Here is a 26315-nt window from a genome sequence, read left to right as displayed (position 1 = left end):
CCGACGTAAAGAATATGTTTATTGTGGCTGAGCGTTATGGTCTGGTTTTTTTAAGATAGGCATCACAAAGTCTTCATTAACCTCTTGTATAAATTCAAGGATTTTTTCGCGTCCTAAGCCGCTTTCAGAAGAGGTCACGAAAAAAGGTGGGATTTCTTCAAACCAATTCTTTAAAGATTTATGGAACTTTGACACATTTTGGTCGGTTTTTACACCACTTTGCTTATCTGCTTTAGTGTAAATTAACGCAAATGGAATGCCGCATTCACCAAGCCAGCAGCAAAACTCCAAGTCAATTTTTTGTGGTTCCAGCCTACTGTCAATCAGTACGAATACACATTGTAAATTTTCTCTTTTAGTAAGGTAAGCCCTGATAAACTTTTCCCATTTTTCTCTGCTGGTTTTGGAAACCTTCGCATAACCGTATCCAGGTAAATCCACAATGTACCATTTCTCGTTTATTAGAAAGTGATTGATAAGCTGTGTTTTTCCGGGTTTTTGAGATGTTTTTGCCAAACCACTTTGATTAACAAGCTTGTTGATTAATGAGGATTTACCTACGTTAGAACGACCAATAAAGGCATATTCGGGCATGTTTGCCTCCGGAAGTGCAGATACTTTTGTGTTGCTAACTACGAATGTTGCTGATTTTATGATCATATAGCAAAGGTAAGCAATGATGTTGGAAGAGGCTGTATCTTTAAACTTTTTATCTGCTTTATACCTCGTTGCTGTGGTTTGTTTGGATTTAATCGGTTGATACCAATTGCCAGCAAAGCATCATTTTACACGGCTATGTACTAATCTGTATTCAAACAATTTAACAATTCAGCAATTAAACTTATCTTTGAACTCGTATATGAATCCACAAATTACTCCTTATTCAGGTCCTGAAACTAAGAAAGAACAAGTAGCAAGTATGTTCAATAACATTTCTGGTACTTATGATTTTCTAAATCACTTTTTATCTTTAGGTATTGACATTGTTTGGCGTAAAAAGGCGATTAAGGAGCTGCTAAAAGATCAGCCTCAAAAAATATTAGATGTGGCAACAGGAACAGGGGATTTCGCCTTTGAGTCCATCAAAATATTGAAGCCAAAGCAGGTAATAGGCGTTGATATTTCAGCGGGAATGCTCGACGTAGCAAGGAAAAAAATTAATGATCGTAATTTATCGGAGGTATTTTCGGTGCAACTTGGCGACTCGGAAGGGTTGCATTTTGATGATCATACATTTGATGCAATCACCGTGGCTTTTGGCGTACGTAATTACGAAAATTTAGAAAAAGGACTTGCCGATATGCTCCGCGTATTGAAACCCGGAGGTAAAGTGGTGATATTGGAGTTTTCTAAGCCACGAGTTTTCCCTATTAAACAGCTTTATCACTTTTATTTTAAGTATGCTACTCCGTTTTTTGGCGGCCTTTTTTCAAAGGATAAAAAAGCTTACGCTTACCTAGAAGAATCGGTGCAAGCTTTTCCAGACGGCAACAATTTTACTGCCTTGATGGAAAAAGTTGGCTACAAAAATACCAAACACAGACCGCTTACGTTTGGTATAAGTGCCATCTACACCGGTATTAAATGAAACAAACATTACTAATCGCCTTATTTTGGTTAACCTTATCATCCGCTAAAGCTCAAAATTGGGGCGGCGGTATTGATCAGCAAGATTTTAATTGGGGATTCACTTTTCAATACATCGCTTCGGAATATAAAATTATTCGGTCTCCTAACTGGCGAGAGGTATTTTTGGACTATGAAAATAATAATCGTCCAATTACAGACCCACTGAATTCGATTAGTTCACCTTTGTCTACCGGGTTTGGGATTGGCTTTGTAATTAATAAAAAAATTAATAAAAATTTCGATTTAAGAACTACACCTACCCTAGTTTTTGATGACAGATTGGTGAATTACGAATACCAACAACCAGCAGTTTACAATACAGAATTCTCTAGCATTCAGCAAAAAATAGCAGCAACAATGGTAGAGTTCCCTCTTTCGCTAAAGCTGAAATCTGAGCGTAGAAAAGATTTTAGGGCTTATGTATTGGTTGGTGCGAAATATTCCATGGACTTAGCTTCTGGCAAAAAAACGGATGATGCCAATAAAGACTTGATCAATAAAGTACTGAAAAATAGAAAGAATTATGCGTCTTACGAGGCTGGCATTGGGTTCGATTTGTATTTTGAGTATTTCAAAATGTCGCCAGAAATAAAAATATCACATTCTTTTACTGATGTGCTCAAACATGAAAATCACCCTTACGCAACACCAATTGAGAAGGCTATTTTGAGGAATTTTACTTTTAGCTTGTTTTTCGAGTAAGGCGCTTTTAAGAAAAAGTATAACTTTGTGCTAAAGTTTTACATCTAATGGCAAAAATAGTATTAATTACAGGAGCAACATCTGGTATAGGAGCAGCTTGCGCCGATACTTTTGCGGCCCAAGGCTATCAATTAATTTTACTTGCCCGCCGAGAAAATCTCTTGCTTTCACAAGCACAACAGCTTGCTGAAAAATATCAGGTAAAGATAAAAACCATACAAGCCGACGTTCGTGATAAGGAAAATATCAATTATGTATTGGAAACGCTTTCTAGCGAATGGAAAGATGTTGATGTGCTAATCAACAATGCCGGTTTAAGTCAAGGTTTAGATCCCATTGATAAAGGTGATACTGATGATTGGGATACGATGATTGATACCAACGTAAAAGGTCTACTTTATGTAAGTAAAGTAGTGTCGGGTTGGATGGTTGAGCGCAAGAAAGGTCATATCATTAATATTGGCTCAATTGCAGGTAAAGAAGTTTATCCAAATGGTAATGTGTATTGTGCCACTAAACATGCGGTTGATGCGCTTAGCAAAGGCATGCGTATAGATTTACTGCCTCATGGAATAAAGGTAACGGCTATCCATCCGGGTATGGTAGAAACAGAATTTTCAATTGTGAGGTTCAAAGGTGATGAAAACCGGGCGAAAAAAGTGTACGATGGTTTTGAGCCGCTAATAGCAGAAGATATTGCAGATGCGATATGGTATGCGGTAAGCAGACCTGCACATGTGAATATTAACGATATGTTGATAATGCCAACAGCACAAGCCGCTGCAACGATTGTAAAAAGAGATTAGATTGGTTAACTGTTTTCACTGTTGAAGTCGGTTAATCGACAGCGAAGCAAATAGCCCTACAAACTTTTGAAGTTGGTTAATCTGTAGGCAAACAATTACCATTTAACCGAACACCAATTAACCATTTTAAAGATGATATCAACAAATATAGATCAAGAGATCAAGCAAGCCATGTTGGCTAAAGATCAAGTTAAATTAAGAGGTTTAAGAGCCATTAAAGCTGCCATTCTTTTAGCTAAAACAGAAAAAGGTCACACTGATGAGCTTAATGAAGATGCTGAAATCAAGATTTTACAGAAATTGGTTAAACAGCGCAAAGAATCTGCTGATATCTATAAATCACAAGGTAGAGATGATTTATACCAGGTAGAGCAGGAAGAGATAGATGTGATTACACAGTATTTGCCTAAACAGTTAGATAGGAGCGAAGTAGAAGCGATAATTGACTCTATTATTGCCGAAAGTGGTGCAACCTCTGTTAAAGAAATGGGCAAGGTAATGGGATTAGCCAATAAACAGTTGGCTGGTAAGGCTGAAGGAAAACTAATTGGCGAGATAGTAAAAAGTAAGCTCAATTAGCTCTGTAGGTAAAACACGAGTAAAAAATAGGATATTGTTTAATATTAATTACATTTACGCTGTTAACTTAGTAGCATTTACCGAAAATACACACAATAATATTTATGAATTACGAAGTAATTGAACAAGAAGGTTTTAAGTATATAGAGGTTGGCGAAGGGGAACCTTTGGTATTACTTCATGGGTTAATGGGCGAATTAAGCAATTGGGAACACACGGTTGAAAAGTTTAAAGGCCGTTACAGAGTGTTGGTGCCTATTTTGCCGATTTATGAGTTGCCTATCTTAACCCTTGGTGTAAAAAGTTTATCCAAACATTTACATCGTTTTTTGAAATTTAAGAAGCTTAGCCAAGTAGTGTTAATTGGTAATTCGTTAGGTGGACACGTAGGTTTAGTATTTACGGTTGCCCATCAGGAATTTGTAAAGGCACTGGTGCTCACTGGCAGTTCTGGGCTTTATGAAAATGCTTTCGGAGGTTCTTTTCCGAGAAGAGAAAGTTATGATTTTATAAGGGAAAAAGTTGAATTCACTTTTTACAGCCCTGAAACTGCAACTAAAGAATTGGTTGATGAGGTGTTCAAAACGGTTAATGATAGAGCAAGGGTGATAAGAATTTTAGCTTTGGCTAAATCAGCTATTAGACATAATATGGCTAAGGAGCTTAAAAAGATTACCATTCCAGTGTCTTTAATTTGGGGCAAACAAGATAAGGTTACTCCACCCGATGTTGCACAGGAATTTCATCAGTTACTGCCTAATTCTGAGCTAAATTGGGTAGATAAATGCGGTCACGCACCAATGATGGAGCAGCCCGAGGTATTTAACAATTACTTGGAAAAATTTTTGGACAGAATTTTGCTAAAGTAATAGCAAGTAGCAGACTTAGTCTTTAATAAATTGACAAAGTCGTAAAATAAAAGTAAATGATAGCAGGAGAACTCATATCGAATATTATACCACCTTTACGTACTTCTGATACAGTACGTAAAGCGCTGGATCGTATGAGCGAATTCAAGTTATACCATCTGCCCATTGTTAATGAAATACAGTATCTAGGTTTAGTTTCTGAAGAAGAACTGATGGAGGTAAGGGATACTGAAATTGCGATTGGTGCATTGCCGCTAACCTTACTAAATTCATTTACGTTTGAAAATGCACATATCTACGAGGTGATCCGCTTATTGAGCGAACTGCAACTTTCAGTGGTTCCGGTTTTGGATCAGCAGAAGAACTACTTAGGCTTGGTATCCATAAACAAGCTATTGAATTTCACAGCAAACCTTTATTCCGTAAATGAGCCTGGAGGTATAATCGTACTTTCAATTAGCAATAGGAACAATTCATTAGCGCATATGGCGCAAATCGTGGAATCTGATAATGCACAAATTTTATCATCATATATCAGTTCTTTTCCAGATTCTACCAGGCTAGAAGTAACTTTAAAAATCAATAAAACAGATCTTTCGGGCATTGTTGCCACGTTTGAACGCTATGATTATGAAATAAAAGCTGTATTTAACAACAGTAGTAATGATGATGGCTCAATGGACAGATTTAATTCCTTCATGAATTACCTCAACGTATAGAATTATTGAGCTAATTTAGCGAAACCAAACTTCCGTTACGTTCAAATAAATGAAAAAACAGAATAACGAATGAAGATAGCTATTTACGGTCGAGATTTTAATGACAACGTATTGCCTTTTGTTCAGCAGGTAATTGATGCTTTGGCAAGTACTGAAATCGACATCGCTATTTATAGAAAGTTTTTCCAGTTTGTTGAAAAAAAACTTGTGCTACCAAACAATTTAAGCACATTTGAAAGTCACGAAGATTTGCCTGCTAAAGCTGACATCCTGTTAAGTTTAGGAGGCGATGGAACCTTGCTAGATACTATTTCGTTTGTTCGGGATTCGCAAATACCGGTAATTGGAATCAATTTTGGCCGCTTGGGTTTCTTGGCCAGCATCAATAAAATTGAAATTAGTGCTGCAATTAACGCCTTAGTAAATGGCGAATATACTATTGATCAGCGCAGTTTGCTCAACCTTGAGTCGAAAAGCGGATTATTCGGTGAAGAAAACTTTGCTTTAAATGACATCACTATCCATCGGAGGGATAACTCTGCGATGATGATCATACACGCTTATTTAAATGGCGAATTTCTGAACTCCTACTGGGCAGATGGCCTTATAATAGCTACGCCAACCGGATCTACCGCTTATTCATTGAGCTGTGGTGGGCCAATTATTTTGCCAAATGCACAAAATTTTGTCATCACTCCGGTGGCTCCGCATAACCTTAACGTTAGGCCAATTATCATTCCTGACGATGTGGAATTGGCTTTTGAAGTAGAAGCTCGAAGCACGAAATTTTTGCTAACCTGCGATTCGCGGACTGAAACCGTAGATAGAAATGTGAAAATAAGTATCAACAAAGCAAAATTTAATATAAATCTTATTCGCCTTAACAATGAAACCTTTCTAACTACGTTAAGGAATAAACTGCTTTGGGGTATTGATACCCGCAACTACTAAATGAACTGCAAACAAACACTTTTAGTTACAATTTTTTCAGTATTCTCTCTTACTCAAACCAAAGCTCAGGTATGGGAAGTTGGTGCGCAGGCTGGAGGTGCAGGATATATTGGTGATTTAAATCCCACTAATCCGTTAGCAATTAGCGGGATTTCATTCGGCGGTTTTTTAAGGGCAAATTTTGATCCCAATTGGACCTTGTCGTTTAATTACTATATGGGGAAAATTAAGGCTGAAGATTCCAAATCTAGCAATGAACAGTTCAGACAGCGTAATCTTAGCTTCAGCAATACGATACAAGAGTTTAGTTTCATAGTTGATTTTAATTTTTTCGACTATTTTTCGGGTGGGGGCTATTCCAGATTTTCACCGTATTTATACACAGGTGTTGGCGCAGTCCTGTTCAATCCAAAAACTACCTATAAAGGCACTACCTATAAATTGGCTATGTACGATACAGAGGGCTACGATTATAAAACCTATGCATTAAGCATCCCATTTGGGTTTGGATTGAAGTACAATATCAAGAATAATTGGACCGTTTTCACTAACATAGGATATCGAAATGCTTATACGGATTACCTAGATGACGTAAGTGAGAACTATATTGATCCTGAAAAGTATGCTGCTGATGCCAACACAAGACGAACGCAAATTCTTCTTTCTGATCGCTCAAACGAGGTTTTGGGTTATAATGTTGGCGGAAAGAATATTCAACGAGGAGATTTTAGAAAAAGAGATGCTTATATGTTTGTAGGTATTGGCATAACTTATACCTTTGTGAGCCAAAAGTGTTTTAACTTTTAGCCGTGTCAAACACAGTAATGAATTTTAAAGATCAAATAGATGTAAGCAGATTGCCGCAACATATCGCCATTATTATGGATGGTAATGGACGTTGGGCAAAAAATCAGGGGAAATTTAGGGTTTTTGGTCACGAAAGCGGTGTGCTCTCTGTTAAAGATATCGTGGAAGGCTGTGTAGAAATAGGAGTAAAATACCTCACGGTTTACGCTTTTTCCACAGAAAATTGGAACCGTCCTATTGAAGAGGTTAACGCTTTAATGGAATTGCTTATCTCTACCATTAACCAAGAAGTGGAGACACTTAACAAAAATAATATTAAGCTAAATGCAATAGGAGATTTAAAATCATTACCACAAAAATGTATTGATGATTTAGCGGCTGCTATGGATAAAACAAAGGCTAATACCAGTTGTACCCTTACACTTGCGCTAAGCTATAGTGCTAAATGGGAAATTGTTGAAGCAGCCAAACAAATTGCATTACAAGTAAAAGAACAAAACTTAAGTATCGATCAAATAAACGAAGAACTGTTTGCCTCTTATTTAACAACGGCAAAAATTCCTGATCCTGAATTGATGATCCGCACCAGCGGTGAGCATAGAATTAGCAATTACCTGTTGTGGCAAATGGCTTATACTGAATTATATTTCACAGAAACACTATGGCCTGATTTTAGAAGAGAAGATCTATTCGAAGCCATTGTGGATTATCAAAAACGTGAACGTCGCTTCGGGAAAATTAGTGAGCAATTGAACTAATTTTTCTTTTAACACTTTTTAACATGAGTTTAAATTAACTTAGCAACGTTTTTTAGATTGTAAATGAGAAGAATATACCACCTTGCATTTTTGCTTTTGATTGCTTTGCCATCATTAGCTCAAATTCGTAACCCACAACAAGCTGCACCTTCATTAAAAGTAAATGGCCTTGATTTAGACTATTTTACTCCAAAAGAATATATTATCGGCGGCACTACTTTAACCGGTTCTAAATACTTGGATAAGGATGTAATTATAGTGCTATCTAAATTAACTACTGGTGAAACTATCATGTTACCTGGTGAAGCTACAGCTAATGCAATTAAAAATCTGTGGGCGCAAGGTTTGTTTGATGATATTAAGCTTAACGTAGCTAAAATTAATGGCGATACGGTTTATTTTAATATCGACGTAGTTGAACTGCCCCGATTGAGCGGTTTTGAATTTACAGGAATTAGTAAATCGCAAAAAACTGATATCGAAGAGAAACTTGGAGATAGGGCAGGAAAGTCGATCATCAATGACAACCTATACAACACTACCAGATCGGTAATTAACAAATATCTTTACGAAAAAGGGTTTTTCTATACAAAGATCAACTACAAGTCTAAACCCGATCCAAATCAAGAAAATAGTGTTATCCTTCAGGTAAATATCGATAAAGGTAGAAGGGTAAAGGTTCAAAAAATTGAATTTGAGGGTAATAAAGAGTTTAAATCAGCGAAGCTTAGGAAATACCTTAAAAAGACAAAACAACGTGCTTTTTACAAAGTATTTGGTAGTGGTAAATTTAATAAAGAAAAATACGAAGAAGATAAATTGAACTTCGTATCTAAACTACATGAAAAAGGATATCGTGATGCGGTTATCATTAGTGATAGCGTTTATCGATATAATGATAAAACTGTAGGTATTAAAATCAAAATGTACGAAGGCCCTAAGTATTACTTTGGTAATATTAGTTGGGTTGGTAACGCTAAATACAGTACCGAATTTTTAGAGAAAATTTTTGGTATCGAAAAAGGCGAAGTTTTCAGCGAGGAGAAATTGGAAAAGAAACTTCGCGGCAGCGCTAATGGTGATGACGTTTCAAGTTTGTACCTTAACGATGGATATTTAACTTTTAATGTTGATCCGGTACAAACAAAAATTCATAACGATACCGTTGACGTTGAAATGCGTATTTATGAAGGCCCGAAATATACGATAAACAAAGTGAGTGTTTTGGGTAACACCATAACCAATGATAGGGTAGTATTAAGGGAGATCAGGACTAAACCCGGAGATTATTTTTCGAAGGAATTACTTATTCGAAGTGTTCGTGAAATTGGCCAATTGGGTAATTTCGACGAGTCAAAAACTAACCCTGTACCTAAACCAAATCCAGCTGATGGTACTGTCGACATTGTTTATAACGTAGAAGAAAAACCTTCAGATCAAATCGAATTATCAGGCGGTTTTGGCGGTGGACGTGTAATCGGCACGCTTGGTTTAACGTTTAATAACTTCTCCTTGAGAAATTTATTTAAAGGTGAAGCTTATCGTCCGCTTCCAAAAGGAGATGGACAACGACTAAGCTTACGTGGACAAACCAATGGTAAGTTCTATCAATCGTATAGTTTCTCTTTTTCTGAGCCTTGGTTCGGAGGGAAAAAACCAGTTAGTTTTGGTGTAAGTGCTTTTACTTCATTACAGTCTAACGGTTTGGCCAAAAGTAATAGCAGCTATTATGGTATTCGTTTAAACGGGGTTTCATTTAGTTTGGGTAGAAGGTTGAAATGGCCAGATAACTGGTTCTCTTTAAGCCATTCCATCAATTTGAACCAATACATTTTGAACAATTATCCAGGGTATTTATTTAGCACTGGTGAGTCGTACAACTTGAACATTACACAAGAAATTTCGAGAGATTCAAGAAATCATAATATATTCCCAACAGGTGGTGCTTATTTAAGATTTACGATACAAGCAACGCCTCCATATTCATTATTCAACAATGTAAACTACGCAACAGCGTCAGATAAGCAACGTTATAAATTTACGGAGTATCATAAATGGAAATTTGAAGCTCAATGGTTCGAATCTGTAGTGGGTAAATTAGTGTTTAAAGGACAGGCACAATTTGGTTTCCTAGGTTCGTATAATAAAGCAGTGGGTCAATCAGCGTTCGAACGTTTTAAATTAGGAGGTGATGGTATGCAAGGTTTTGATTTCTTACAAGGATCAGAGATTATTGCAATGCGTGGATATTCCAATAACTCTGTAATTCCAGTTGGTGCTAACCCAACCATTGCTCAAAGTTCTGGTAGTCCAATCTTCACCAAGTATGTAATGGAATTAAGATATCCAGTAATTAGTTCGCAGCAGGCAACTGCCTTTATGACAGCGTTTGGTGAGGCTGGTAACACTTGGAACAGCTTCCGCGATTTCAATCCGTTTAACGTTAGAAGATCAGTTGGTGTTGGTGCAAAGATATTTTTACCAATTTTTGGATTACTTGGCATAGATTATGGTTATGGATTTGATAAGATTCCAGGTTTGCCAGATGCTAATAAGGGTCAATTCCACTTTAGCATAGCACAACAACTTGGTGGATTTAACTAATTAACACACACTTAAAGGGACTACTAAGTATGAAAAAATTATTTTTAGCAGCATTTTTACTTCTAACGACTTTAGGAGTATCCGCACAAAAAATGGCTTATGTTGATACAGAATATATCTTGAAACATATTCCAGATTATAAATCTTCGTTAACACAGGTAGAAGGTTTGTCAAAACAATATCAAAAAGAAGTAGATGACGTTTTCAAAGAAGTGGATGCCATGTATAAAGCTTATCAGGCAGATCAGGTATTGCTTACAGACGATATGCGCAGAAAGAGAGAAAATGATATCATCGAAAAGGAAAAAAAAGCGAAAGAGTTGCAAAGACAAAAATTTGGTCCGGAGGGAGATTTATTTCAGACTCGTACTAAATTGATGAAGCCAATTCAAGAAAAAGTTTCTTCTACCATTGCAGAAGTGGCAAAAAACAAATACATTGACTTCGTTTTTGATAAAAGCAGTGAAAGCACTATGATGATTTACGCTAGCCCTGTTTATGATATCAGCAACGATGTAATTATCAAGCTTGGTTTTAAGCCAGGTACATTAGTAAAATAACGCACAATAGAAACAAACATTAGGAAAATAAAATGAGAAAGTTAATTAACGGATTATTTGTAGCTGCTGGATTATTGTTAACTACCCATGTTGCAAATGCACAACAAAAATTTGGACACCTAAATTCAGACGAGATATTTTCTACCTGGTCGGAAGCTAAAACAGTATCAACAACAATTGAAAACTTGGCAAAAACTAAACAAGCTGAAATTGATAAAATGATTACTGAGTATCAAAATAAATTGAAAGCAGCTCAGGAAAAAGAAAGAACATTGAGCGAAGCTAACAAAGATGTAGTGGTGAAAGAATTACAAGCTGCACAAACAGAATTGAACGACTTGCAGAAAAGAATTGAAGATGCTCGTAACAAGGCTAGAGAAGCAGTAGAAGCAAAACAAGCAGAAGTGTTTCCTCCACTGCAACAGAAAGTAGCTGCAGCTATTGCTACAATTTCTAAAGATAAAGGTTTAGCTTATGTCTTCGATATCTCTGCTTCACAAGGTTTTAATAACTTGGTATATTTTGATGGCGGTGAAGACATCACAGGTGCTGTAAAAACTAAACTAGGTATTAGTGCCACTGCTGCTCCAGTATCTAAACCAGCTGCTGGAATTAAAAAACCATAAGAATTTTTTAAAAGTTAATGGCGGGATTAAGGTAACTTAGTCCCGTTTTTTATTGATATGAACTTAAGCAATTCTATAGGTATTTTTGATTCGGGCTTTGGAGGTTTAACGGTTTTTAAATCTATAGCCAAGCGTCTCCCTAATTATAATTATATTTACTTAGGAGACAATGCTCGTTCGCCTTACGGTGATCACAGTTTTGAAACCGTATACCAATACACCTTAGAATGTGTAGAGTGGCTTTTCAAAAAAGGGTGTCCTCTGGTAATTTTAGCTTGTAATACGGCATCCGCCAAAGCACTACGAAACATCCAACAACTTGATCTTCAAAAAAAGTATCCAAATCATAGGGTTTTGGGAGTAATTAGGCCAACGGCTGAAGTGATAGGAACTTTTACAAAAACAAATGCCGTAGGAGTACTAGGAACGAGGGGAACGGTAAAGTCAGAATCCTATTTAATTGAGATAAATAAGTTTTTTCCAGCGGTTGAAGTGTACCAACAAAGCTGTCCAATGTGGGTGCCTTTAATTGAAAATGGCGAGCACGACCAACCAGGTGCAGATTATTTCGTGAAAAAATATGCAGATGAACTACTGAATCAATCTGCTGATATTGATACCATCCTATTGGCTTGTACTCATTATCCACTGTTGATACCAAAAATCTCTAAATATATTTCACCCAAAATACAGCTAATTCCTCAAGGCGATATTGTGGCCAACAGTTTAACAGATTATCTCTTACGTCATCCAGAAATTGAGAGCAAATTAGATAAGCAACGCAAACAATTGTTCTATACTACAGGTGATACTCAAACTTTTGACGCCCAAGCATCTATATTTCTTGGTAAAAAAATTCTATCAGAGAAATTAAAATCCTAAAGTTTTCAGTGTCAAAAATATAACACAAAAATGATGTAAAGCTTCTAAAACAAGTAGTTTCTTGCTAGGTTTTAAAAGTTTAAAAGGCTAGATTTGCAGCTTCATTCACAATCAATGAGCGAACAGATCAAACACGAATGCGGTATAGCCTTTATCCGCTTGTTAAAACCTCTCTCATACTACCAAGAAAAATACGGTACTGCACTTTATGGCTTAAACAAATTGTATTTGTTGATGGAAAAGCAGCACAATCGTGGTCAAGATGGAGCTGGTATTGCCACTATTAAATTAGATATGAAACCTGGTAGCCGCTACATTAGTCGCTACAGATCGATGGCCCAAAATGCGGTTGCCGATATTTTTGGTTACGTACAAAACAAATTTGTTGGCATACAGGAAGAAACTCCTGAATTAATGAAGGACACCGATTTCCTGAAACAAAACGTTAGCTTCATTGGCGAAGTATTGTTAGGCCATTTGCGCTACGGCACACACGGTAAAAACAGTATTGAAAACTGCCACCCATTTTTGCGTCAAAATAACTGGATGACTAGAAATTTGGTAATTGCCGGCAACTTCAATATGACTAATGTTGATGAGCTATTGGAGCAATTGTACGAACTTGGACAGCATCCAAAGGAAAAAGCAGATACCGTAACGGTACTGGAAAAAATTGGACACTTTTTGGATGATGAAAATCAGGTGCTTTTTGACGAGTATAAAAAAGACGGTTTAAGCAATGTCGAAATCACTCAAAAGATTTCTACTAATTTAAATATTGCAAACATTTTGCGTCGTTCGGCCAAAAGCTGGGACGGTGGTTATACCATGTCGGGCATTGTTGGTAATGGAGATGCATTTGTGATGAGAGATCCAGCCGGTATTCGTCCTGCATTTTATTATGTAGATGACGAAGTGGTTGTGGCTGCTTCTGAACGTCCTGCAATACAAACTGCTTTTAAAGTACAAATTAAGAATGTCAAGGAAATTAAACCCGGACATGCCCTAATTATCAAAAAAGATGGTACTGTAAGCGAAGAAATGTTCCGCGAACCGCTAGAGAAAAAAGCCTGTTCGTTTGAGCGTATTTATTTTTCTCGTGGTAGTGATGCCGATATCTATAAAGAACGAAAAAGATTAGGAGAGTTGTTATGCCCTCAAGTATTAAAAACGGTAAACTACGATTTAAAAAATACAGTTTTCTCTTTCATTCCTAATACCGCTGAAGTTTCATTTTATGGTATGGTAGATGGTTTGCACAAATACATTAGGGACGTGCAAAAGGAAACCTTGCTAAAACGAAAAGAAGTGTTGGATGATGTAGCGCTGGATGACTTGTTGTCAATGCGTCCACGTGTGGAGAAGTTGGCTATTAAGGACGTAAAACTGCGTACTTTCATTACTCAAGATGCTGACAGAGGAGAAATGGTAGCCCACGTTTACGATACTACCTATGGCGTAATTAAAAACCATACCGACACTTTAGTTGCAGTTGATGATTCTATCGTAAGGGGTACAACACTTAAACAGAGTATCATAAAAATAATTGATAGGTTACATCCAAAAAAGATCATCATCGTTTCATCGGCACCTCAAATTAGATACCCCGATTGTTATGGTATCGATATGTCGAAAATGGGGCAGTTTGTTGCTTTTGATGCGGCTATTCAATTGCTAAAAGATAGAGGTCAGGAACATATCATTGAAGATGTTTACCAAAAATGTAAAGCCTCGCTTGAGCTACCTAAAGAAGAGATTATTAACCACGTAAAAGAAATTTATAAACCTTTTACGCCTCAGGAAATTTCTGATCAGATTGCTAAAATCATCACTCCTGCTGATACAGTGGCAGAGGTGGAAGTAATTTACCAAACGCTGGAAAATTTACACGAAGCCTGTCCGGATCATGCTGGTGATTGGTATTTCTCTGGAGATTACCCAACGCCTGGTGGAAATAAGGTGGTAAATAAAGCATTTATCAACTGGAAAGAGGGCAATAACCAGAGAGCTTATTAAGTTCATCAATAATTACGAAGGGAGAAATTCAAAAGGATTTCTCCCTTTTTGATTTGTAACCTTTATAGTAGCCCATAAATCGGTAATTCTTCGATGAATGAGAAACCTTTAGCTTCGTGATCAATCATGGCATAATAGTGGTTTAAACCATTGGTGATTGCTAGCCATTTGGCTTTGTAAACCGAATTGTATCTGGCCGCCTGATCAAAAGTAGCTTGAGTAATACTAACCGACGGCGCCTTGCATTCTACAACCATTAACTTTTCCCCAGTTTGGTTGTATACCAAAATATCACTTCGCTTTTTTGTTTGATTCAGATTTAGGCCACCTTCAATTTGCATTAAGTTTGGCGAAAATTGTTTTTCCTTAATCAGAAATTTGATGAAATGTTGTCTTACCCACTCTTCGGGTGTAAGTACTAGATGCTTTTTTCTAATCTCGTCAAAAATGAAATACATTCCATCTTTCTGGCTGATTTTGAATGGATAGTACGGTAAGTTAAGTGGAGTAGGATTAAACATCGCCAACAAAGTTAAAAGTTGAAAGTGAAAAGCGCTGATGGGAACTTCAAAATTTACTCACAATCTTCAGCAAATCTAAAATGGTTCCCGTACGTACGGGATAAAATTGTAATTTTGGATAATGACTGCCGAAGATATCATTAAGGATTTAAAAGCAAGAAAATTCAAGCCTGTTTACTTATTGCAAGGCGAGGAGCCTTATTACATCGATCAGATTGTGGAGTACATGGAGAAACACATTTTATCTGATGGTGAAAGAGGTTTTAACCAAACCGTGCTTTATGGTAAGGATACAGATATGGCAACTATTTTGAATGCAGCAAAGCGCTATCCAATGATGTCGGAGTATCAGGTTATTATTGTAAAGGAAGCTCAGGATTTAAAATGGGCAAGTGAAGGGAGCAGTAAAGAAGCCGAATTTACCTTAGCCTATTTTGAGAAGCCACTGCCTAGCACTATTTTGGTGCTCGCTTATAAATATGGTAATTTTGATAAGCGCAAGAAAGTTTATAAGGCAATTAATAACAGCGGCGTTGTTTTTCAGAGTGATCCGGTGCGTGATTATAAATTAGTACCTTGGATAGAAGATCACATCAAATCAAAAGGATACAAAATTGAACCTCAGGCGGTAGCGCTGATGGCTGAGTATTTGGGCACTGACCTCTCTAAGGTTGCTAACGAGGTAGAAAAGCTTTGCCTTAATGTAAATCCATCTACAACCATACAAGTTGATCACATTCAAAGAAACATTGGGATCAGTAAAGAGTATAACGTTTTTGAGCTTCAAAAGGCTTTAGCTACTCGGAATGTGCTTAAGTGTAACCAAATCATTAATTATTTTGCTGGAAACCCTAAAGCCAACCCATTGGTGATGGTGATGGCAAACCTAAATTCTTATTTCTCCAAAATCTTGAAGTATCATTATCTCCCTAATAAAAATGACGCTGCTAAAGAATTGGGGGTGAGTCCGTATTTTGTTAAAGACTACGAAGCTGCTGCCCGCACTTTTGGCGCCGGCAAAACCTTTGAAATCATCAGTTTATTACGTGAATATGATTTGAAAAGTAAAGGTTTAGACAGTAGCGGCAATACATCTGACGGAGATTTATTGAAAGAGCTGGTATTCAAAATGCTTCACTAATTTTCCAATCACATTTGTCTTTAGCGCCTTGCTATGTCAGTTTTTTGATACAAATCAAACAAATAAGTAGTGTAACTAATAAGTTATATCCTTTTAAGGAATATTCGTTTCCCTAAGCTTATTTTTACGTTACGATTAACTTATTCAACAAATTAATGAAGAAACATTTATTAACCGTATTAATGGTAGCTGGTACCGTAACTTTGAGTTACGCCCAACGCCCAACACAAGGTGGCGGTTTACCAGGCGACACAACCAGGCGTGGTGCTGGAGCTTTCGGCGCTGCCGCACCAAAAGCACAACCAAAACCTTATGACCAAGTAATCACCAATAAAGCACTGACGCGTAAAGGGATGATTACTTCTCACAGAATTGAGGATAAATTCTACTTCGAAATTGCTGATACAACTTTAAATAGAGATATTTTAGTAGTAAGCCGCATTTCAAAATCAGGTGCCGAAGTACGTGCCGCACAAGGCTATGCTGGTGATCAAATTGGAAGTTCTGTAATTCGCTTTGAGAAGGGACCAAATAACAGAATTTTTATGCGTAAAATCAGCTTTAGAGCTTATAGCGCTGACAGTACTTCGTCCATGTATCAATCATTGCAAAATTCAAGCGTACAGCCCATTGCTGCTGCATTTGATATTGCCGCTTATACACCCGGAAAAAACGGAAGTGTAATTGATGTGACTAGTTACATTAACAGCGATAATGACATTTTCTTCTTCGGTTCACCAATGTTTAAATCCCGATTCGGAATTGGCAGTCCACAGGCTGATAGGAGCTATATTCAGGAGGTAAAGAGTTTTCCAACTAACGTGGAGATTAAAACCGTGAAAACCTATTCAAAAACTGCTCCATCAACGGGTATGGGCGGTGGTGCTCCATCTTTTGGTGGCGGCGCCGGAGCAAGTGGTTTCGTAACATTAGAGTTGAACACCTCGTTGGTAATATTGCCAAAAGTGCCTATGAAAGCTCGTTATTTTGATCCGCGTGTGGGCTATTTCACTGTCGGTTATACTGATTTTGATGCCAATCCACAAGGTGTGAAGGAAATTGAATTGGTAAAACGCTGGAGACTAGAGCCTAAACCTCAGGATATGGCTAAGTATAAAAGAGGTGAGCTAGTTGAGCCAGCAAAACCAATTGTATTCTACATCGATCCGGCTACGCCTAAAAAATGGGTGCCTTATTTAATAGCCGGCGTTAACGATTGGCAGAAAGCTTTCGAAAAAGCAGGGTTTAAAAATGCTATTATTGGTAAAATGGCACCTACAAAAGCTCAAGACTCTACTTGGAGCTTAGATGATGCACGTAACTCGGCAATCGTTTACAAACCATCTGAAATTCCTAACGCAAGTGGTCCAAGCATCTCAGATCCTCGTACAGGTGAAATCATGGAAAGCCATATCAACTGGTATCACAATGTAATGAAGCTAGTACGTGACTGGTATTTCATCCAAACTGCAGCTGTTGATAAAAGAGCTCGTACGGTTAACTTTAGCGATGAGTTAATGGGTGATTTGATTCGTTTCGTTTCATCACACGAAGTTGGACACACTTTAGGTTTACGCCACAACTACGGCTCAAGTTCAACTGTGCCTGTTGAAAATCTTCGCAATAAAAAATGGGTGGAAGAAAATGGTCACACACCATCAATTATGGATTATGCCCGCTTTAATTATGTAGCACAACCAGAAGATAACATTAGCAAATCTGGATTATATCCACGTATTGGTGACTATGATAAATGGGCTATTGAATGGGGTTATAAATATTTTCCTGATAGCAAAAGTGTAGCTTCTGATATGAAAATATTGGATAAAATGACCACTGAGTCCGCTAAAAACAGACGTTTATGGTTTGGTACTGAAACTAATCCTGATGATCCGCACTCGCAAAATGAAGATTTAAGCGATAACGCGATGAAGGCTAGTGATTATGGTATCAAGAACTTGAAAGTGATTTTAGCTAACTTAAAAACATGGACTAAACAACCAGGTGAAAGTTACGACGAGTTGCAAAACATGTACGGACAGTTAACTACGCAATATGGTCGTTACATCGGTCACGTTGCGAAAAACATCGGTGGTATCTACGAAAATCCAAAAACGGTTGATCAAGCAGGTGTAATTTATGAACGTACTCCTGCCGCTACTCAAAAGGAAGCAATGGAGTTTTTAAATCGTCAGGTGTTTACTACGCCTCGCTGGTTGCTAGACCAAACTATTTTGGATAACACTGGTGAAAACCCAATGAATGTAGTAGCTAGATTACAAGGTATCGCTTTGTCACGTTTAACTTCTACTAGAGTGTTAGGCAACCTAGTTGCTGCTGAAGCTACTGATGGCGCTACTGCATATAAGATCTCTGATTTATTCACTGATTTGAATAGTGCGATATTTACTGAGTTAAAAGCAGGTACTCCTATCGATGTGTATCGTAGGAACTTACAAAAAGCTTACGTTGAAAAGTTAATCAGTATTGTTAACCCTCCAACAGCTCCTGCTAATGCAGCACAAACTTTCGGAAGAGGCGGAGGCAGCGGTGCTCCAGCAGGTTTATCAGCTAACCAAACTGATGTAATTTCAGTAGTGAAAGGCCAGTTACGTGAATTGGGTAAAGCGATAAAAGCTAACTCAGCTGCTGATACCTTAACTAAATATCACTTAGAAGATTTGTCTGATAGAATTGAGCAAGCATTAGATGCTAAAAAATAATTATTAGATTGTTTGAATTTTTGAATCCCTCGATGAATTTCATCGGGGGATTTTTTTGTGCCATACTTGAGCCATTAAGCGGATGAGTTAAAGCAATTGGTACGAGATCCGTTAATTATTTGAGGCTCCAGTTGTTTCTCTCGCTCAGCTTTTAAGTTGATACTTACAATTTCCTTTAAAATTTGCTGATGTTTAAGGATTTCTCGTTGAGCTTGCCAAAAGGATTTTTTTGGATCGTATATGTGGGTAGGCTCACTTTTCACACCGTTAAGTTCAATAATATAAAAGTGCTGCCCAATTTCTAGATCTTCAAAACACTGATATCTTATATCAAGTCGACCATAGTAAAAACCATCAATTTGATCCAATATGTGATTGAAAGTTTGCTCTAATTTTTCGGTGATTAGAGCCGTTCCATCTATAAATTGAGTTCCACGACTATGGTTTCCAAACGGAACCAAACAACGTTCTTCATTTTCTGGAAGTATTTCTTGAAGATTGATACTTTGTTTAAGCTTTGAAATTTGAAACTGAAAACGAGGGTTTTTTCGCAGAAGTTGCTCAACGCTGTCTTTGCCATTTCCCGTGATGCTAAGGAAATGTTTTATTGTAATTCCGGTAATTTTACCTTTTTTTTGGTTTGGTAAGCGATAGTAGAATAAACCAATTTCATTGGGAAATGATATCAGTTCCTGCACCAAAAAATTCTGACTCATGGAGCTGGCATAGCTAAAAAGTTCTTCGAAGTTACCTACTTTTTCTACACCAATCCCCCTACAACCCACATCAGGTTTTACTATCAAAGGGAAATTTAATCCGCTATATCTGATTTTTTCAATGATATTTTGTCTGTCTTCTTTTTGTACTAGTATTGTTTTAGGGAAAGATGATGGAGGTAAAATGTGATAAATCGACATCTTACTATCTGCATATAAGCCACCGTTTTTAATTTTTGGATTGGCAAACTTATAAAACTTAAATGATTTGAATTTGATCATCCACCAAAGCCAAATGAAAAATGTAGGAAGGTAAACCAAATAGTATGGCCAATATTCCCAATGCCTAAGTTTATGCCACCAAAGTTTTAACATAATTTTTCGGTTAAAATAGTTGTTGTTTGCTCAACTAAATCAATATGACGTAGGCTGAAACTTCCATTATGCAATATCCACTGCGTTACGCTTTTAGTAAGCATTTTTCCATTCCTATTGATAATTAAGCCATTATCCTTGTCATTGAGAGATGTATTAGTGTGAAAATCGATCAAGTCATCTGCATCTACGTCTTGGTTTTTTTTGCAGATAAATTCGTTAAACCATGTCCTTCTATCTTCAATGATTTTTGAAGAATAAAGTGTTGAAGAAGACCAAATCATCGATGAGCTTCCAGCTAGGGCTTTTTGTTCTTTTTTTTCTCCATCCCAGCGTAATTGTATCAGCTCGGCTTTTGCGTAGGCTATCACAGTAAACGGAGCAACATCGTTCAAATCAGTTTGGAGCCATTCGATGTTAAAATTATCAGCGGACGCAATCTCTAAAAGAACTACACCCCTGCTTTTACCGTAGTAGGATTTTGGAATATGATTAAATTCAGCTCCGTTGAGCAAAACGAACGCATCACCCTTTTCGTTAGCAACAAACCAAGTGCCTCCAGCTTTAGGATCTTTAGGGAAAAATAATCTTTTGCCAAAAGTAGAGTTGCTCTTGGGAGCGGTCGCATTCGGCCGGTGAACACTTTCGTCTCTATTCGAAGTAATAATTACTTGTTCTAGAGTCTTATAAAAACTTACTGTACACATTGTTTTTTATAGGCAATTGTTGATTTAGCTACGCCGAAATTCTCGCTTATCTCACCCTTGCCCAACAGGGTCATTCCAATTTTGATGATTGCCTGGTGGTGAATGCAATGTTCGATATTATAAATTAACTCTCGAAGATAGTTCGATGAAATCCCTTCGTCATTATCGGTATATAATGTACCAATTTTAAGTTCTTTATTGTCCCTACATAACCCAGTTACGATTGTAGCGATATTTTCAACTGCAAAATCAATGCTTTCTTGTAGCAGCGTATTTCTTTCACGCTCGTCATAGTTTACCACACCTAAGGTATAACCATGGAACAGTTGTTGAAACAATTCTATAATATGTCTGGTGTGTTCTCCAATGCTCGAATGACTTAGCATTGGGATTTTTTCTTTGTATTCATCCTTATTAAGCTGTTGAATTGCAAAGGCCAGTTGCAAAAGTATTTCTCTTGCTTCAGCGTGTGGTGACATGGTTTTCATAGACTTTCCTTTAACATCGATATGCCATGATTATTTTTTTGCCTAAAATTATTGTGCAAAGTGTTTTTCAATTGATTGTCATTGCAAATTAGGAACTGTTATAAATCCGTTCTGAAGCACCAAAAAGTTCAACACGAATTTGATTAAACGCTTGCTTTCTTAAATAATGAGATCACTTCTTCCTTACACCAAATCAGATAAATTGATGAGCAAATCAATACCGCCAAAGCAAGGGCGAAAAGTTTTCCATTATCATTAGATACACTGATACCTAATACCAAAAGATGAGAAATTACGGCGCCAACAATTATAATTAAACTGCTTATCATTCCTATTGTTTTTGTTTGAGGTAAAAGGATAAAGATGGCGACAATCAGTTCAATTATTCCCAAAGTTATTCGTCCCCAAGGCTCTACACCTAACGCAGAAAAAATATGAACTGAATCTGGATGGGCTGTAAATTTAAAATACAATGTTTGCAACAATATGAATGCTACAATAATTCTTAAGACGCTAGTAATTGCTTTCTTTGATTGCATGTGAGATAGGTTAATGTTTGAAGTTTTTCCAATTTTCATCAGCTTTTTGGATAAATTCTTGCTGATTTTTAACCCAACTTTCCTTTACTTTCATATTGTAGTTGAAATATAACTTGCCATTATCTATAGTCCAAGTATCAATTTCTACCGACGCCTTATAACCCCTGCTCATGCCAAAAGCACAATAACCGCCGTACTGAGGCAGGTAGTGTTCTGGATTTGCCTTAAACTTCGCTAAGTTTTCATTAGTAGAAAAGTACCAATTGGCCCCCTTATATTTTAGGGATATTTGTTCATTGCCCATTACAGGCTTACCTTCTGTGAAAAATGCAACAACATCGTAACCCGCAATAGCCATGTTGTTTTTAGAGAAAAATTCAGGTTTGCTATCTTGTTTAGGTTGATAACTCCAACTTAATAATGCGATAGTTGTTAATAATGCGATTGACGCAAAGATTGCTTTTAGTTTCATGTTTTTAGTTTATAAATTTGGACCAGTTTTTATCAGCTTTAGTTTTTAGCATTTTTTCGTCTTTATTCCAGCTTTTTAATGTGTTATTCCAGTACGCATTATAGAAGAGATACAGTTTTCCATCTAAAATTTTAAATGTTTTAGGATCAATTTCCACCTTTTCCGAATTATTTCCCATTGCATAAGCACACCAACCACCATATTGAGGCTCATATTTTTGTGGATTAGATTCAAATAACTTTTTATTTGCTTCGGTGGAGAAGTAATAAATTACACCTAGATGTGAAAGATTGATTTTAGGAGAGCCCTTTAGGGCTTTACCTTGAGTGAAATAGTTTACCGGATCGTAACCTTGTATAGCAATTTGCTTTTCGAGATTGTACTGCTTTGTTCTTTCTGATGCATTACTTTGCGCATACAGATTAGCAGAAATAAATAACAGAAAAATGGAAATGAAATGTTTCATGCTTTTTAACTTGTTTACTCAAAGATAAATTAGAGTTAAAAAGCAAAATGTAAACTACTTTACATTCTCCGCTAAATTTTTAATTTTTTTTACGTCGGGAATGAATATTTCTTTCTGTGAATAGCTTAGTAATCCCTCGTGTTCCAGTGTTTTGAACAAAGAGATGATGGTTTGTCGGGTAGTACAAATTAACTGTGAGATATCTTTTTGGGTCAGATAATTTGGTAGTTGATAAGAAGTTGATTGTATATTTTCCTTTTCAATAATCATATTGAGTAACAGCAAAAGTCGAGTTCTAGCATCTCGAAAAAGGATGTTTTTATAGCTGTTTTGGATTTTTTTGAAATTGAAGCCAATAAATTTGATATAGTTTAAAGCGAAATCAGGCTTTTTGTACATGATTTCTTCCAAACGTTCTCGATAGAATGTGCAAATGATGGCTTCCTCAGTAACAACTTTGAAAAATTCATCATTTTCAGTCGGCATTTCCAAATTCAAATCTCCGAAAACATCTCCCTCTTGCAATATGTCTATTAAAATTTCTTCTCCATCGCCATTCAATCGTAACAACTTAATAGCGCCTCTTTTTAGGAAATAAATTCGTTCTTTACTACTAAAAGGTAAGTCCAGCAGCTCATTTTTTTGGGATTTCTTGAACTTCTTTAGAATGCATAGCGAATCTATCTCAGAGAAACTCAAATTTCTAAAAAGCTGATGGTCATGTAAATACCAGTATTTTAAATCTGAACTCATTTGGCACTTTTCCCTTTCAATAAATATAGCAAATATGCCACAAAGAAACGTGCTTTAAAATATCAAGCGGAAAAATGTCAAATTTGATATAATTAAAACAATAAGCAGCTTACCTAAATAACAACGTCGGTCAACCAAATCATATTATTTAGCTAATTTTTCCCGATCATTTTTTGCATCCTTTTTTAATCCGTTATAGATGCTTTGCAAAATTGCGTAATCATCATCTACCCATTTGCCAGTACTTGTACCAGTGTATTTGTTGTCCCTCAAATAATTCTCGTATATCTGATACGCAATAGCAGCTTCTTGCTCACTGTAATAGGCATTTTTCCAAATAGGTTTTACTACCGCGAAGGGGAATTTACCAATTCTGCTGCTGTAAATTCGAATCGGTCCTTGTGACAATTCGAAAGATACTAACTCTGGTTTCTGCTGTTTAGCAACATATAAAATTAAGCTGACATGCTTAACGTAGTTTTCCAATCTACGTCTAAGTTGTGGGATTGATTCGGAAGCAGGGGCCTTTATGCGCCACTGGATGTTAGACGGATGAAAAGGTTCATTGCTTATGTCTTTAAGTGGTGAAGCTTCTCTATAAAATACACTCACATTGCTACTACCTTCATCTTTTAATTTGAGTATTTCGAGGCCGCTTTTGGTAGTCGAAAATTTCATCTGATAGTTTCTAGTTGACGAATTTTCAGCTTTTATAGTAAGCATGTCATTGTCACCATTTACAGTCCATTTGCCAATTTGTTGCGCTTCTTCACTAAGTATGCTTAGGGAATTATCGTTAAAAAGATTTAATAGCTCGCCTTCTTTTAAGCTACCTGTTTTATCACCTTGAGTTAACTTTTGTTCTATTCTTTTCAGTTTCCAAGTTCCCAAAACCGAATACTTTTTGGTATTGATGGGTAAACAGCTGTAACATAAAACAACAAATAGGATTAGGAGAGTGCGTAATGTATGTTTCATTAGATGGTTAATTAGGGTTGATTTACTCAGCTAGCCATATTAGCTAAAATTTGCTTCATAAAGCTACTTATTTTTTTAAAGTCGCTTGCCTAATATTAAGCACTAAATGGAATAATCGGATTTGGCTGAGAACATTAATTGATAAAAATACGGGAAGTTGATCTTCGGAAAAGAACCTGTATCAAAAGATTGAAATGCTAGTTTATCGAAAAGCTATTTACTTTTATTACCGTTTCATCGCCCTAATCAACGCTCTATTACGTCTGTCAGCACGAGCATTTTGTAAAGAAATTACAGCCCAAATAGCAGCGGGTATCCATCCAATTAAGGTAATTTGTAAAATCAAGCAAACGATGCCTGTTAATATTCTTCCTCGCAACAAAAAAGAAAGGAACGGGAAAAAGATAGCGATTAAAGTCATGCTAATTTGATGTGCTTAGCAGTAGCTTGTTACAAAGCAACATAAAATAAAAAGATCAAAGGGTGGTATAAAATAAAAGTCCCGGAACACTGTAAAGGCCGGGACTTTTTACTATAATGTTACTCCGTAACTTTTAATGACTTGGAGCGGCAGCATCTACACGCTTAATTTGCGCACCTAAGGCACGTAAACGAGTATCAATATCTTGGTAGCCACGCTCAATTTGTTCAATGTTAAAAATGGTCGATTTACCTTCGGCAGATAAAGCAGCAATTAGTAATGAAACACCAGCTCTGATATCTGGAGAAGTCATGCTAATACCTCGCAATTTGTATTTTTTGTCAATACCATTAACCGTAGCACGGTGCGGATCACAAAGAATAATCTGAGCTCCCATGTCAATCAGTTTGTCTACGAAGAACAAACGACTTTCGAACATTTTTTGGTGAATCAGCACGTTTCCTTTCGCTTGTGTAGCTACTACTAAAACAATGCTCAATAAATCTGGTGTAAAACCTGGCCAAGGAGCATCGGCAATGGTTAAAATAGAACCGTCAATAAAAGTGTCAATTTCGTAGTGTTTTTGTGATGGAACGTAAATATCATCGCCACGGCGCTCCAATTTAATACCTAGCTTTTTGAATACTTCAGGAATAACACCCAGCTCATCATAAGCTACGTTTTTAATGGTAATTTCGGATTCTGTCATCGCTGCCAAACCGATGAACGAACCAATCTCGATCATATCAGGCAACATACGGTGCTCGGTTCCACCTAATTTTTTAACACCTTCAATGGTTAATAAGTTAGAACCAATGCCACTAATTTTTGCACCCATGCGGTTAAGCATTTTGCATAACTGCTGTAAATAAGGCTCACAAGCAGCATTATAAATGGTAGTTACTCCTTTAGCCAATACAGCTGCCATTACAATGTTGGCTGTACCAGTAACAGAAGCTTCATCAAGTAAAATGTAGGTTCCTTTTAGGTTAGTGGCGTCTACATTAAAAAATTCTGCCTTGCTATCATAAACGAACTTCGCACCTAGTTTTTCAAAGCCTAAAAAGTGCGTATCTAAACGGCGTCTTCCAATTTTATCGCCACCTGGTTTAGGAATAGCAGCTTTACCAAAGCGTGCCAAAAGCGGTCCTACAATCATGATTGAGCCGCGTAAACCGCCACCTTTAGCTTTAAAAGTGTCCGACTGGAAAAAGTCGAGGTTAATATTTTTAGCTTCAAAAGTGTAGGTGTCTTTGTTTAAACGTTCAACTTTAACGCCTAAGTCACCTAATAAATCAATTAATTTATTTACATCTTTAATATCAGGAATATTGCTGATGGTAATTTTTTCTTCGGTTAAAAGTACTGCCGATAGGATTTGTAAAGCTTCGTTTTTGGCACCTTGAGGTGTAATTTCACCTTTTAATTTTTTTCCGCCTGTAATCTCAAATGCGTTCATTATTTACTATATTTTGGTAGTCCACTTAACGGTTTGTCAAGTATAAAC

Annotated in this window: 28 protein-coding genes; 16 read left to right on the top strand and 12 right to left on the bottom strand. The window is 36.8% G+C overall.

Annotated elements, in window-relative coordinates; translation table 11 throughout:
• Positions 1-18 precede the first annotated feature (18 nt).
• Positions 19-660 (bottom strand): ribosome biogenesis GTP-binding protein YihA/YsxC, encoded by a 642-nt coding sequence (gene yihA / locus ACY2A0_RS02475; protein ID WP_461788025.1) that lies wholly within the window; start codon positions 658-660, stop codon positions 19-21.
• Positions 661-859: 199 nt separating this feature from the next.
• Between yihA and ubiE the strand changes: the two genes are divergently transcribed.
• The 14 genes from ubiE (at position 860) to ACY2A0_RS02405 (ending at position 14508) form a co-directional block, all read left to right on the top strand.
• Entirely contained in the window at positions 860-1588 is a 729-nt protein-coding gene (gene ubiE / locus ACY2A0_RS02470) for a bifunctional demethylmenaquinone methyltransferase/2-methoxy-6-polyprenyl-1,4-benzoquinol methylase UbiE (RefSeq protein WP_461788024.1), read from the top strand.
• Positions 1585-2331, top strand: a complete 747-nt coding sequence (porT, locus tag ACY2A0_RS02465) for a type IX secretion/gliding motility protein PorT/SprT (RefSeq protein WP_461788023.1) — start codon at positions 1585-1587, stop codon at positions 2329-2331. Before ubiE ends, porT begins: the two co-directional genes overlap by 4 nt.
• A 47-nt stretch (positions 2332-2378) precedes the next feature.
• Positions 2379-3137 carry an SDR family NAD(P)-dependent oxidoreductase gene (locus tag ACY2A0_RS02460; protein WP_461788022.1) on the top strand — a complete coding sequence of 253 codons (759 nt, stop codon included), beginning with the start codon at positions 2379-2381 and terminating at the stop codon, positions 3135-3137.
• Between the two features lie 132 nt (positions 3138-3269).
• A complete protein-coding gene (locus ACY2A0_RS02455; protein WP_461788021.1) occupies positions 3270-3716 on the top strand; it encodes a GatB/YqeY domain-containing protein in 447 nt (148 codons plus the stop codon).
• 104 nt (positions 3717-3820) lie between these two features.
• Positions 3821-4585, top strand: a complete 765-nt coding sequence (locus ACY2A0_RS02450) for an alpha/beta fold hydrolase (protein ID WP_461788020.1) — start codon at positions 3821-3823, stop codon at positions 4583-4585.
• Between the two features lie 56 nt (positions 4586-4641).
• Positions 4642-5304 carry a CBS domain-containing protein gene (locus ACY2A0_RS02445; RefSeq protein ID WP_461788019.1) on the top strand — a complete coding sequence of 221 codons (663 nt, stop codon included), beginning with the start codon at positions 4642-4644 and terminating at the stop codon, positions 5302-5304.
• A 69-nt stretch (positions 5305-5373) separates the two neighbouring features.
• Positions 5374-6255, top strand: a complete 882-nt coding sequence (locus ACY2A0_RS02440) for an NAD kinase (RefSeq protein WP_461788018.1) — start codon at positions 5374-5376, stop codon at positions 6253-6255.
• Positions 6256-7062: a type IX secretion system protein PorG gene (gene porG / locus ACY2A0_RS02435; protein WP_461788017.1), complete on the top strand. Its 807-nt coding sequence runs from the start codon at positions 6256-6258 to the stop codon at positions 7060-7062. It abuts the gene before it with no gap.
• A 17-nt stretch (positions 7063-7079) separates the two neighbouring features.
• Entirely contained in the window at positions 7080-7820 is a 741-nt protein-coding gene (locus ACY2A0_RS02430; RefSeq protein ID WP_461788016.1) for an isoprenyl transferase, read from the top strand.
• Positions 7821-7883: 63 nt separating this feature from the next.
• Positions 7884-10424: an outer membrane protein assembly factor BamA gene (bamA, locus tag ACY2A0_RS02425; RefSeq protein ID WP_461788015.1), complete on the top strand. Its 2541-nt coding sequence runs from the start codon at positions 7884-7886 to the stop codon at positions 10422-10424.
• Positions 10425-10453: 29 nt separating this feature from the next.
• On the top strand, positions 10454-10984 hold the full coding sequence (locus ACY2A0_RS02420) for an OmpH/Skp family outer membrane protein (protein WP_461788014.1): 531 nt from the start codon (positions 10454-10456) through the stop codon (positions 10982-10984).
• 32 nt (positions 10985-11016) lie between these two features.
• Positions 11017-11610 carry an OmpH/Skp family outer membrane protein gene (locus tag ACY2A0_RS02415; RefSeq protein WP_461788013.1) on the top strand — a complete coding sequence of 198 codons (594 nt, stop codon included), beginning with the start codon at positions 11017-11019 and terminating at the stop codon, positions 11608-11610.
• A gap of 57 nt (positions 11611-11667) precedes the next feature.
• On the top strand, positions 11668-12492 hold the full coding sequence (murI, locus tag ACY2A0_RS02410) for a glutamate racemase (protein WP_461788012.1): 825 nt from the start codon (positions 11668-11670) through the stop codon (positions 12490-12492).
• Between the two features lie 114 nt (positions 12493-12606).
• Positions 12607-14508, top strand: coding sequence for an amidophosphoribosyltransferase (locus ACY2A0_RS02405; RefSeq protein WP_461788011.1), 1902 nt, complete (start codon positions 12607-12609; stop codon positions 14506-14508).
• A gap of 62 nt (positions 14509-14570) precedes the next feature.
• On the opposite strand, the gene ACY2A0_RS02400 is transcribed toward ACY2A0_RS02405, so the two are convergent.
• Entirely contained in the window at positions 14571-15029 is a 459-nt protein-coding gene (locus tag ACY2A0_RS02400) for a type I restriction enzyme HsdR N-terminal domain-containing protein (RefSeq protein WP_461788010.1), read from the bottom strand.
• Positions 15030-15150: 121 nt separating this feature from the next.
• Between ACY2A0_RS02400 and holA the strand changes: the two genes are divergently transcribed.
• Both holA and ACY2A0_RS02390 read left to right on the top strand, forming a co-directional pair.
• The gene (gene holA / locus ACY2A0_RS02395; protein WP_461788009.1) at positions 15151-16170 is read left to right on the top strand and encodes a DNA polymerase III subunit delta; all 1020 of its coding nucleotides are present in this window, start codon (positions 15151-15153) and stop codon (positions 16168-16170) included.
• A gap of 155 nt (positions 16171-16325) precedes the next feature.
• A complete protein-coding gene (locus tag ACY2A0_RS02390) occupies positions 16326-18893 on the top strand; it encodes a zinc-dependent metalloprotease (RefSeq protein WP_461788008.1) in 2568 nt (855 codons plus the stop codon).
• Between the two features lie 74 nt (positions 18894-18967).
• Here ACY2A0_RS02390 and ACY2A0_RS02385 read toward each other — a convergent pair whose 3' ends face one another.
• From ACY2A0_RS02385 to murA, 10 genes are all read right to left on the bottom strand, one after another.
• Positions 18968-19984: a hypothetical protein gene (locus tag ACY2A0_RS02385; protein WP_461788007.1), complete on the bottom strand. Its 1017-nt coding sequence runs from the start codon at positions 19982-19984 to the stop codon at positions 18968-18970.
• Positions 19978-20691, bottom strand: a complete 714-nt coding sequence (locus ACY2A0_RS02380; RefSeq protein ID WP_461788006.1) for an NRDE family protein — start codon at positions 20689-20691, stop codon at positions 19978-19980. Before ACY2A0_RS02380 ends, ACY2A0_RS02385 begins: the two co-directional genes overlap by 7 nt.
• Positions 20679-21179: a hypothetical protein gene (locus ACY2A0_RS02375; protein WP_461788005.1), complete on the bottom strand. Its 501-nt coding sequence runs from the start codon at positions 21177-21179 to the stop codon at positions 20679-20681. The genes ACY2A0_RS02380 and ACY2A0_RS02375 overlap by 13 nt, the downstream gene beginning before the upstream one ends.
• Before the next feature lie 143 nt (positions 21180-21322).
• Positions 21323-21718, bottom strand: coding sequence for a DoxX family protein (locus tag ACY2A0_RS02370; protein ID WP_461788004.1), 396 nt, complete (start codon positions 21716-21718; stop codon positions 21323-21325).
• Between the two features lie 10 nt (positions 21719-21728).
• Positions 21729-22190, bottom strand: a complete 462-nt coding sequence (locus ACY2A0_RS02365; protein WP_461788003.1) for a YHS domain-containing (seleno)protein — start codon at positions 22188-22190, stop codon at positions 21729-21731.
• A gap of 4 nt (positions 22191-22194) precedes the next feature.
• Entirely contained in the window at positions 22195-22656 is a 462-nt protein-coding gene (locus ACY2A0_RS02360; RefSeq protein ID WP_461788002.1) for a YHS domain-containing (seleno)protein, read from the bottom strand.
• Positions 22657-22710: 54 nt separating this feature from the next.
• Complete coding sequence (locus ACY2A0_RS02355) at positions 22711-23409, bottom strand: Crp/Fnr family transcriptional regulator (RefSeq protein WP_461788001.1); 699 nt, start codon at positions 23407-23409, stop codon at positions 22711-22713.
• 144 nt (positions 23410-23553) lie between these two features.
• Entirely contained in the window at positions 23554-24387 is an 834-nt protein-coding gene (locus tag ACY2A0_RS02350) for a hypothetical protein (protein ID WP_461788000.1), read from the bottom strand.
• A 226-nt stretch (positions 24388-24613) separates the two neighbouring features.
• Positions 24614-24808: a YqaE/Pmp3 family membrane protein gene (locus tag ACY2A0_RS02345; RefSeq protein WP_461787999.1), complete on the bottom strand. Its 195-nt coding sequence runs from the start codon at positions 24806-24808 to the stop codon at positions 24614-24616.
• 133 nt (positions 24809-24941) lie between these two features.
• On the bottom strand, positions 24942-26267 hold the full coding sequence (gene murA / locus ACY2A0_RS02340; RefSeq protein ID WP_461787998.1) for a UDP-N-acetylglucosamine 1-carboxyvinyltransferase: 1326 nt from the start codon (positions 26265-26267) through the stop codon (positions 24942-24944).
• Positions 26268-26315: the final 48 nt, after the last annotated feature.

The organism is Pedobacter sp., assembly GCF_965249885.1.
GTDB lineage: Bacteria > Bacteroidota > Bacteroidia > Sphingobacteriales > Sphingobacteriaceae > Pedobacter.
This window is presented reverse-complemented; position numbering and strand designations above follow the sequence as displayed.

Bases quoted from the DNA above. Each gene is read 5' to 3' on its own strand.
- yihA (WP_461788025.1), bottom strand. From the start codon at position 660: ATGATCATAAAATCAGCAACATTCGTAGTTAGCAACACAAAAGTATCT.
- ubiE (WP_461788024.1), top strand. From the start codon at position 860: ATGAATCCACAAATTACTCCTTATTCAGGTCCTGAAACTAAGAAAGAA.
- porT (WP_461788023.1), top strand. From the start codon at position 1,585: ATGAAACAAACATTACTAATCGCCTTATTTTGGTTAACCTTATCATCC.
- ACY2A0_RS02460 (WP_461788022.1), top strand. From the start codon at position 2,379: ATGGCAAAAATAGTATTAATTACAGGAGCAACATCTGGTATAGGAGCA.
- ACY2A0_RS02455 (WP_461788021.1), top strand. From the start codon at position 3,270: ATGATATCAACAAATATAGATCAAGAGATCAAGCAAGCCATGTTGGCT.
- ACY2A0_RS02450 (WP_461788020.1), top strand. From the start codon at position 3,821: ATGAATTACGAAGTAATTGAACAAGAAGGTTTTAAGTATATAGAGGTT.
- ACY2A0_RS02445 (WP_461788019.1), top strand. From the start codon at position 4,642: ATGATAGCAGGAGAACTCATATCGAATATTATACCACCTTTACGTACT.
- ACY2A0_RS02440 (WP_461788018.1), top strand. From the start codon at position 5,374: ATGAAGATAGCTATTTACGGTCGAGATTTTAATGACAACGTATTGCCT.
- porG (WP_461788017.1), top strand. From the start codon at position 6,256: ATGAACTGCAAACAAACACTTTTAGTTACAATTTTTTCAGTATTCTCT.
- ACY2A0_RS02430 (WP_461788016.1), top strand. From the start codon at position 7,080: ATGAATTTTAAAGATCAAATAGATGTAAGCAGATTGCCGCAACATATC.
- bamA (WP_461788015.1), top strand. From the start codon at position 7,884: ATGAGAAGAATATACCACCTTGCATTTTTGCTTTTGATTGCTTTGCCA.
- ACY2A0_RS02420 (WP_461788014.1), top strand. From the start codon at position 10,454: ATGAAAAAATTATTTTTAGCAGCATTTTTACTTCTAACGACTTTAGGA.
- ACY2A0_RS02415 (WP_461788013.1), top strand. From the start codon at position 11,017: ATGAGAAAGTTAATTAACGGATTATTTGTAGCTGCTGGATTATTGTTA.
- murI (WP_461788012.1), top strand. From the start codon at position 11,668: ATGAACTTAAGCAATTCTATAGGTATTTTTGATTCGGGCTTTGGAGGT.
- ACY2A0_RS02405 (WP_461788011.1), top strand. From the start codon at position 12,607: ATGAGCGAACAGATCAAACACGAATGCGGTATAGCCTTTATCCGCTTG.
- ACY2A0_RS02400 (WP_461788010.1), bottom strand. From the start codon at position 15,029: ATGTTTAATCCTACTCCACTTAACTTACCGTACTATCCATTCAAAATC.
- holA (WP_461788009.1), top strand. From the start codon at position 15,151: ATGACTGCCGAAGATATCATTAAGGATTTAAAAGCAAGAAAATTCAAG.
- ACY2A0_RS02390 (WP_461788008.1), top strand. From the start codon at position 16,326: ATGAAGAAACATTTATTAACCGTATTAATGGTAGCTGGTACCGTAACT.
- ACY2A0_RS02385 (WP_461788007.1), bottom strand. From the start codon at position 19,984: ATGTTAAAACTTTGGTGGCATAAACTTAGGCATTGGGAATATTGGCCA.
- ACY2A0_RS02380 (WP_461788006.1), bottom strand. From the start codon at position 20,691: ATGTGTACAGTAAGTTTTTATAAGACTCTAGAACAAGTAATTATTACT.
- ACY2A0_RS02375 (WP_461788005.1), bottom strand. From the start codon at position 21,179: ATGAAAACCATGTCACCACACGCTGAAGCAAGAGAAATACTTTTGCAA.
- ACY2A0_RS02370 (WP_461788004.1), bottom strand. From the start codon at position 21,718: ATGCAATCAAAGAAAGCAATTACTAGCGTCTTAAGAATTATTGTAGCA.
- ACY2A0_RS02365 (WP_461788003.1), bottom strand. From the start codon at position 22,190: ATGAAACTAAAAGCAATCTTTGCGTCAATCGCATTATTAACAACTATC.
- ACY2A0_RS02360 (WP_461788002.1), bottom strand. From the start codon at position 22,656: ATGAAACATTTCATTTCCATTTTTCTGTTATTTATTTCTGCTAATCTG.
- ACY2A0_RS02355 (WP_461788001.1), bottom strand. From the start codon at position 23,409: ATGAGTTCAGATTTAAAATACTGGTATTTACATGACCATCAGCTTTTT.
- ACY2A0_RS02350 (WP_461788000.1), bottom strand. From the start codon at position 24,387: ATGAAACATACATTACGCACTCTCCTAATCCTATTTGTTGTTTTATGT.
- ACY2A0_RS02345 (WP_461787999.1), bottom strand. From the start codon at position 24,808: ATGACTTTAATCGCTATCTTTTTCCCGTTCCTTTCTTTTTTGTTGCGA.
- murA (WP_461787998.1), bottom strand. From the start codon at position 26,267: ATGAACGCATTTGAGATTACAGGCGGAAAAAAATTAAAAGGTGAAATT.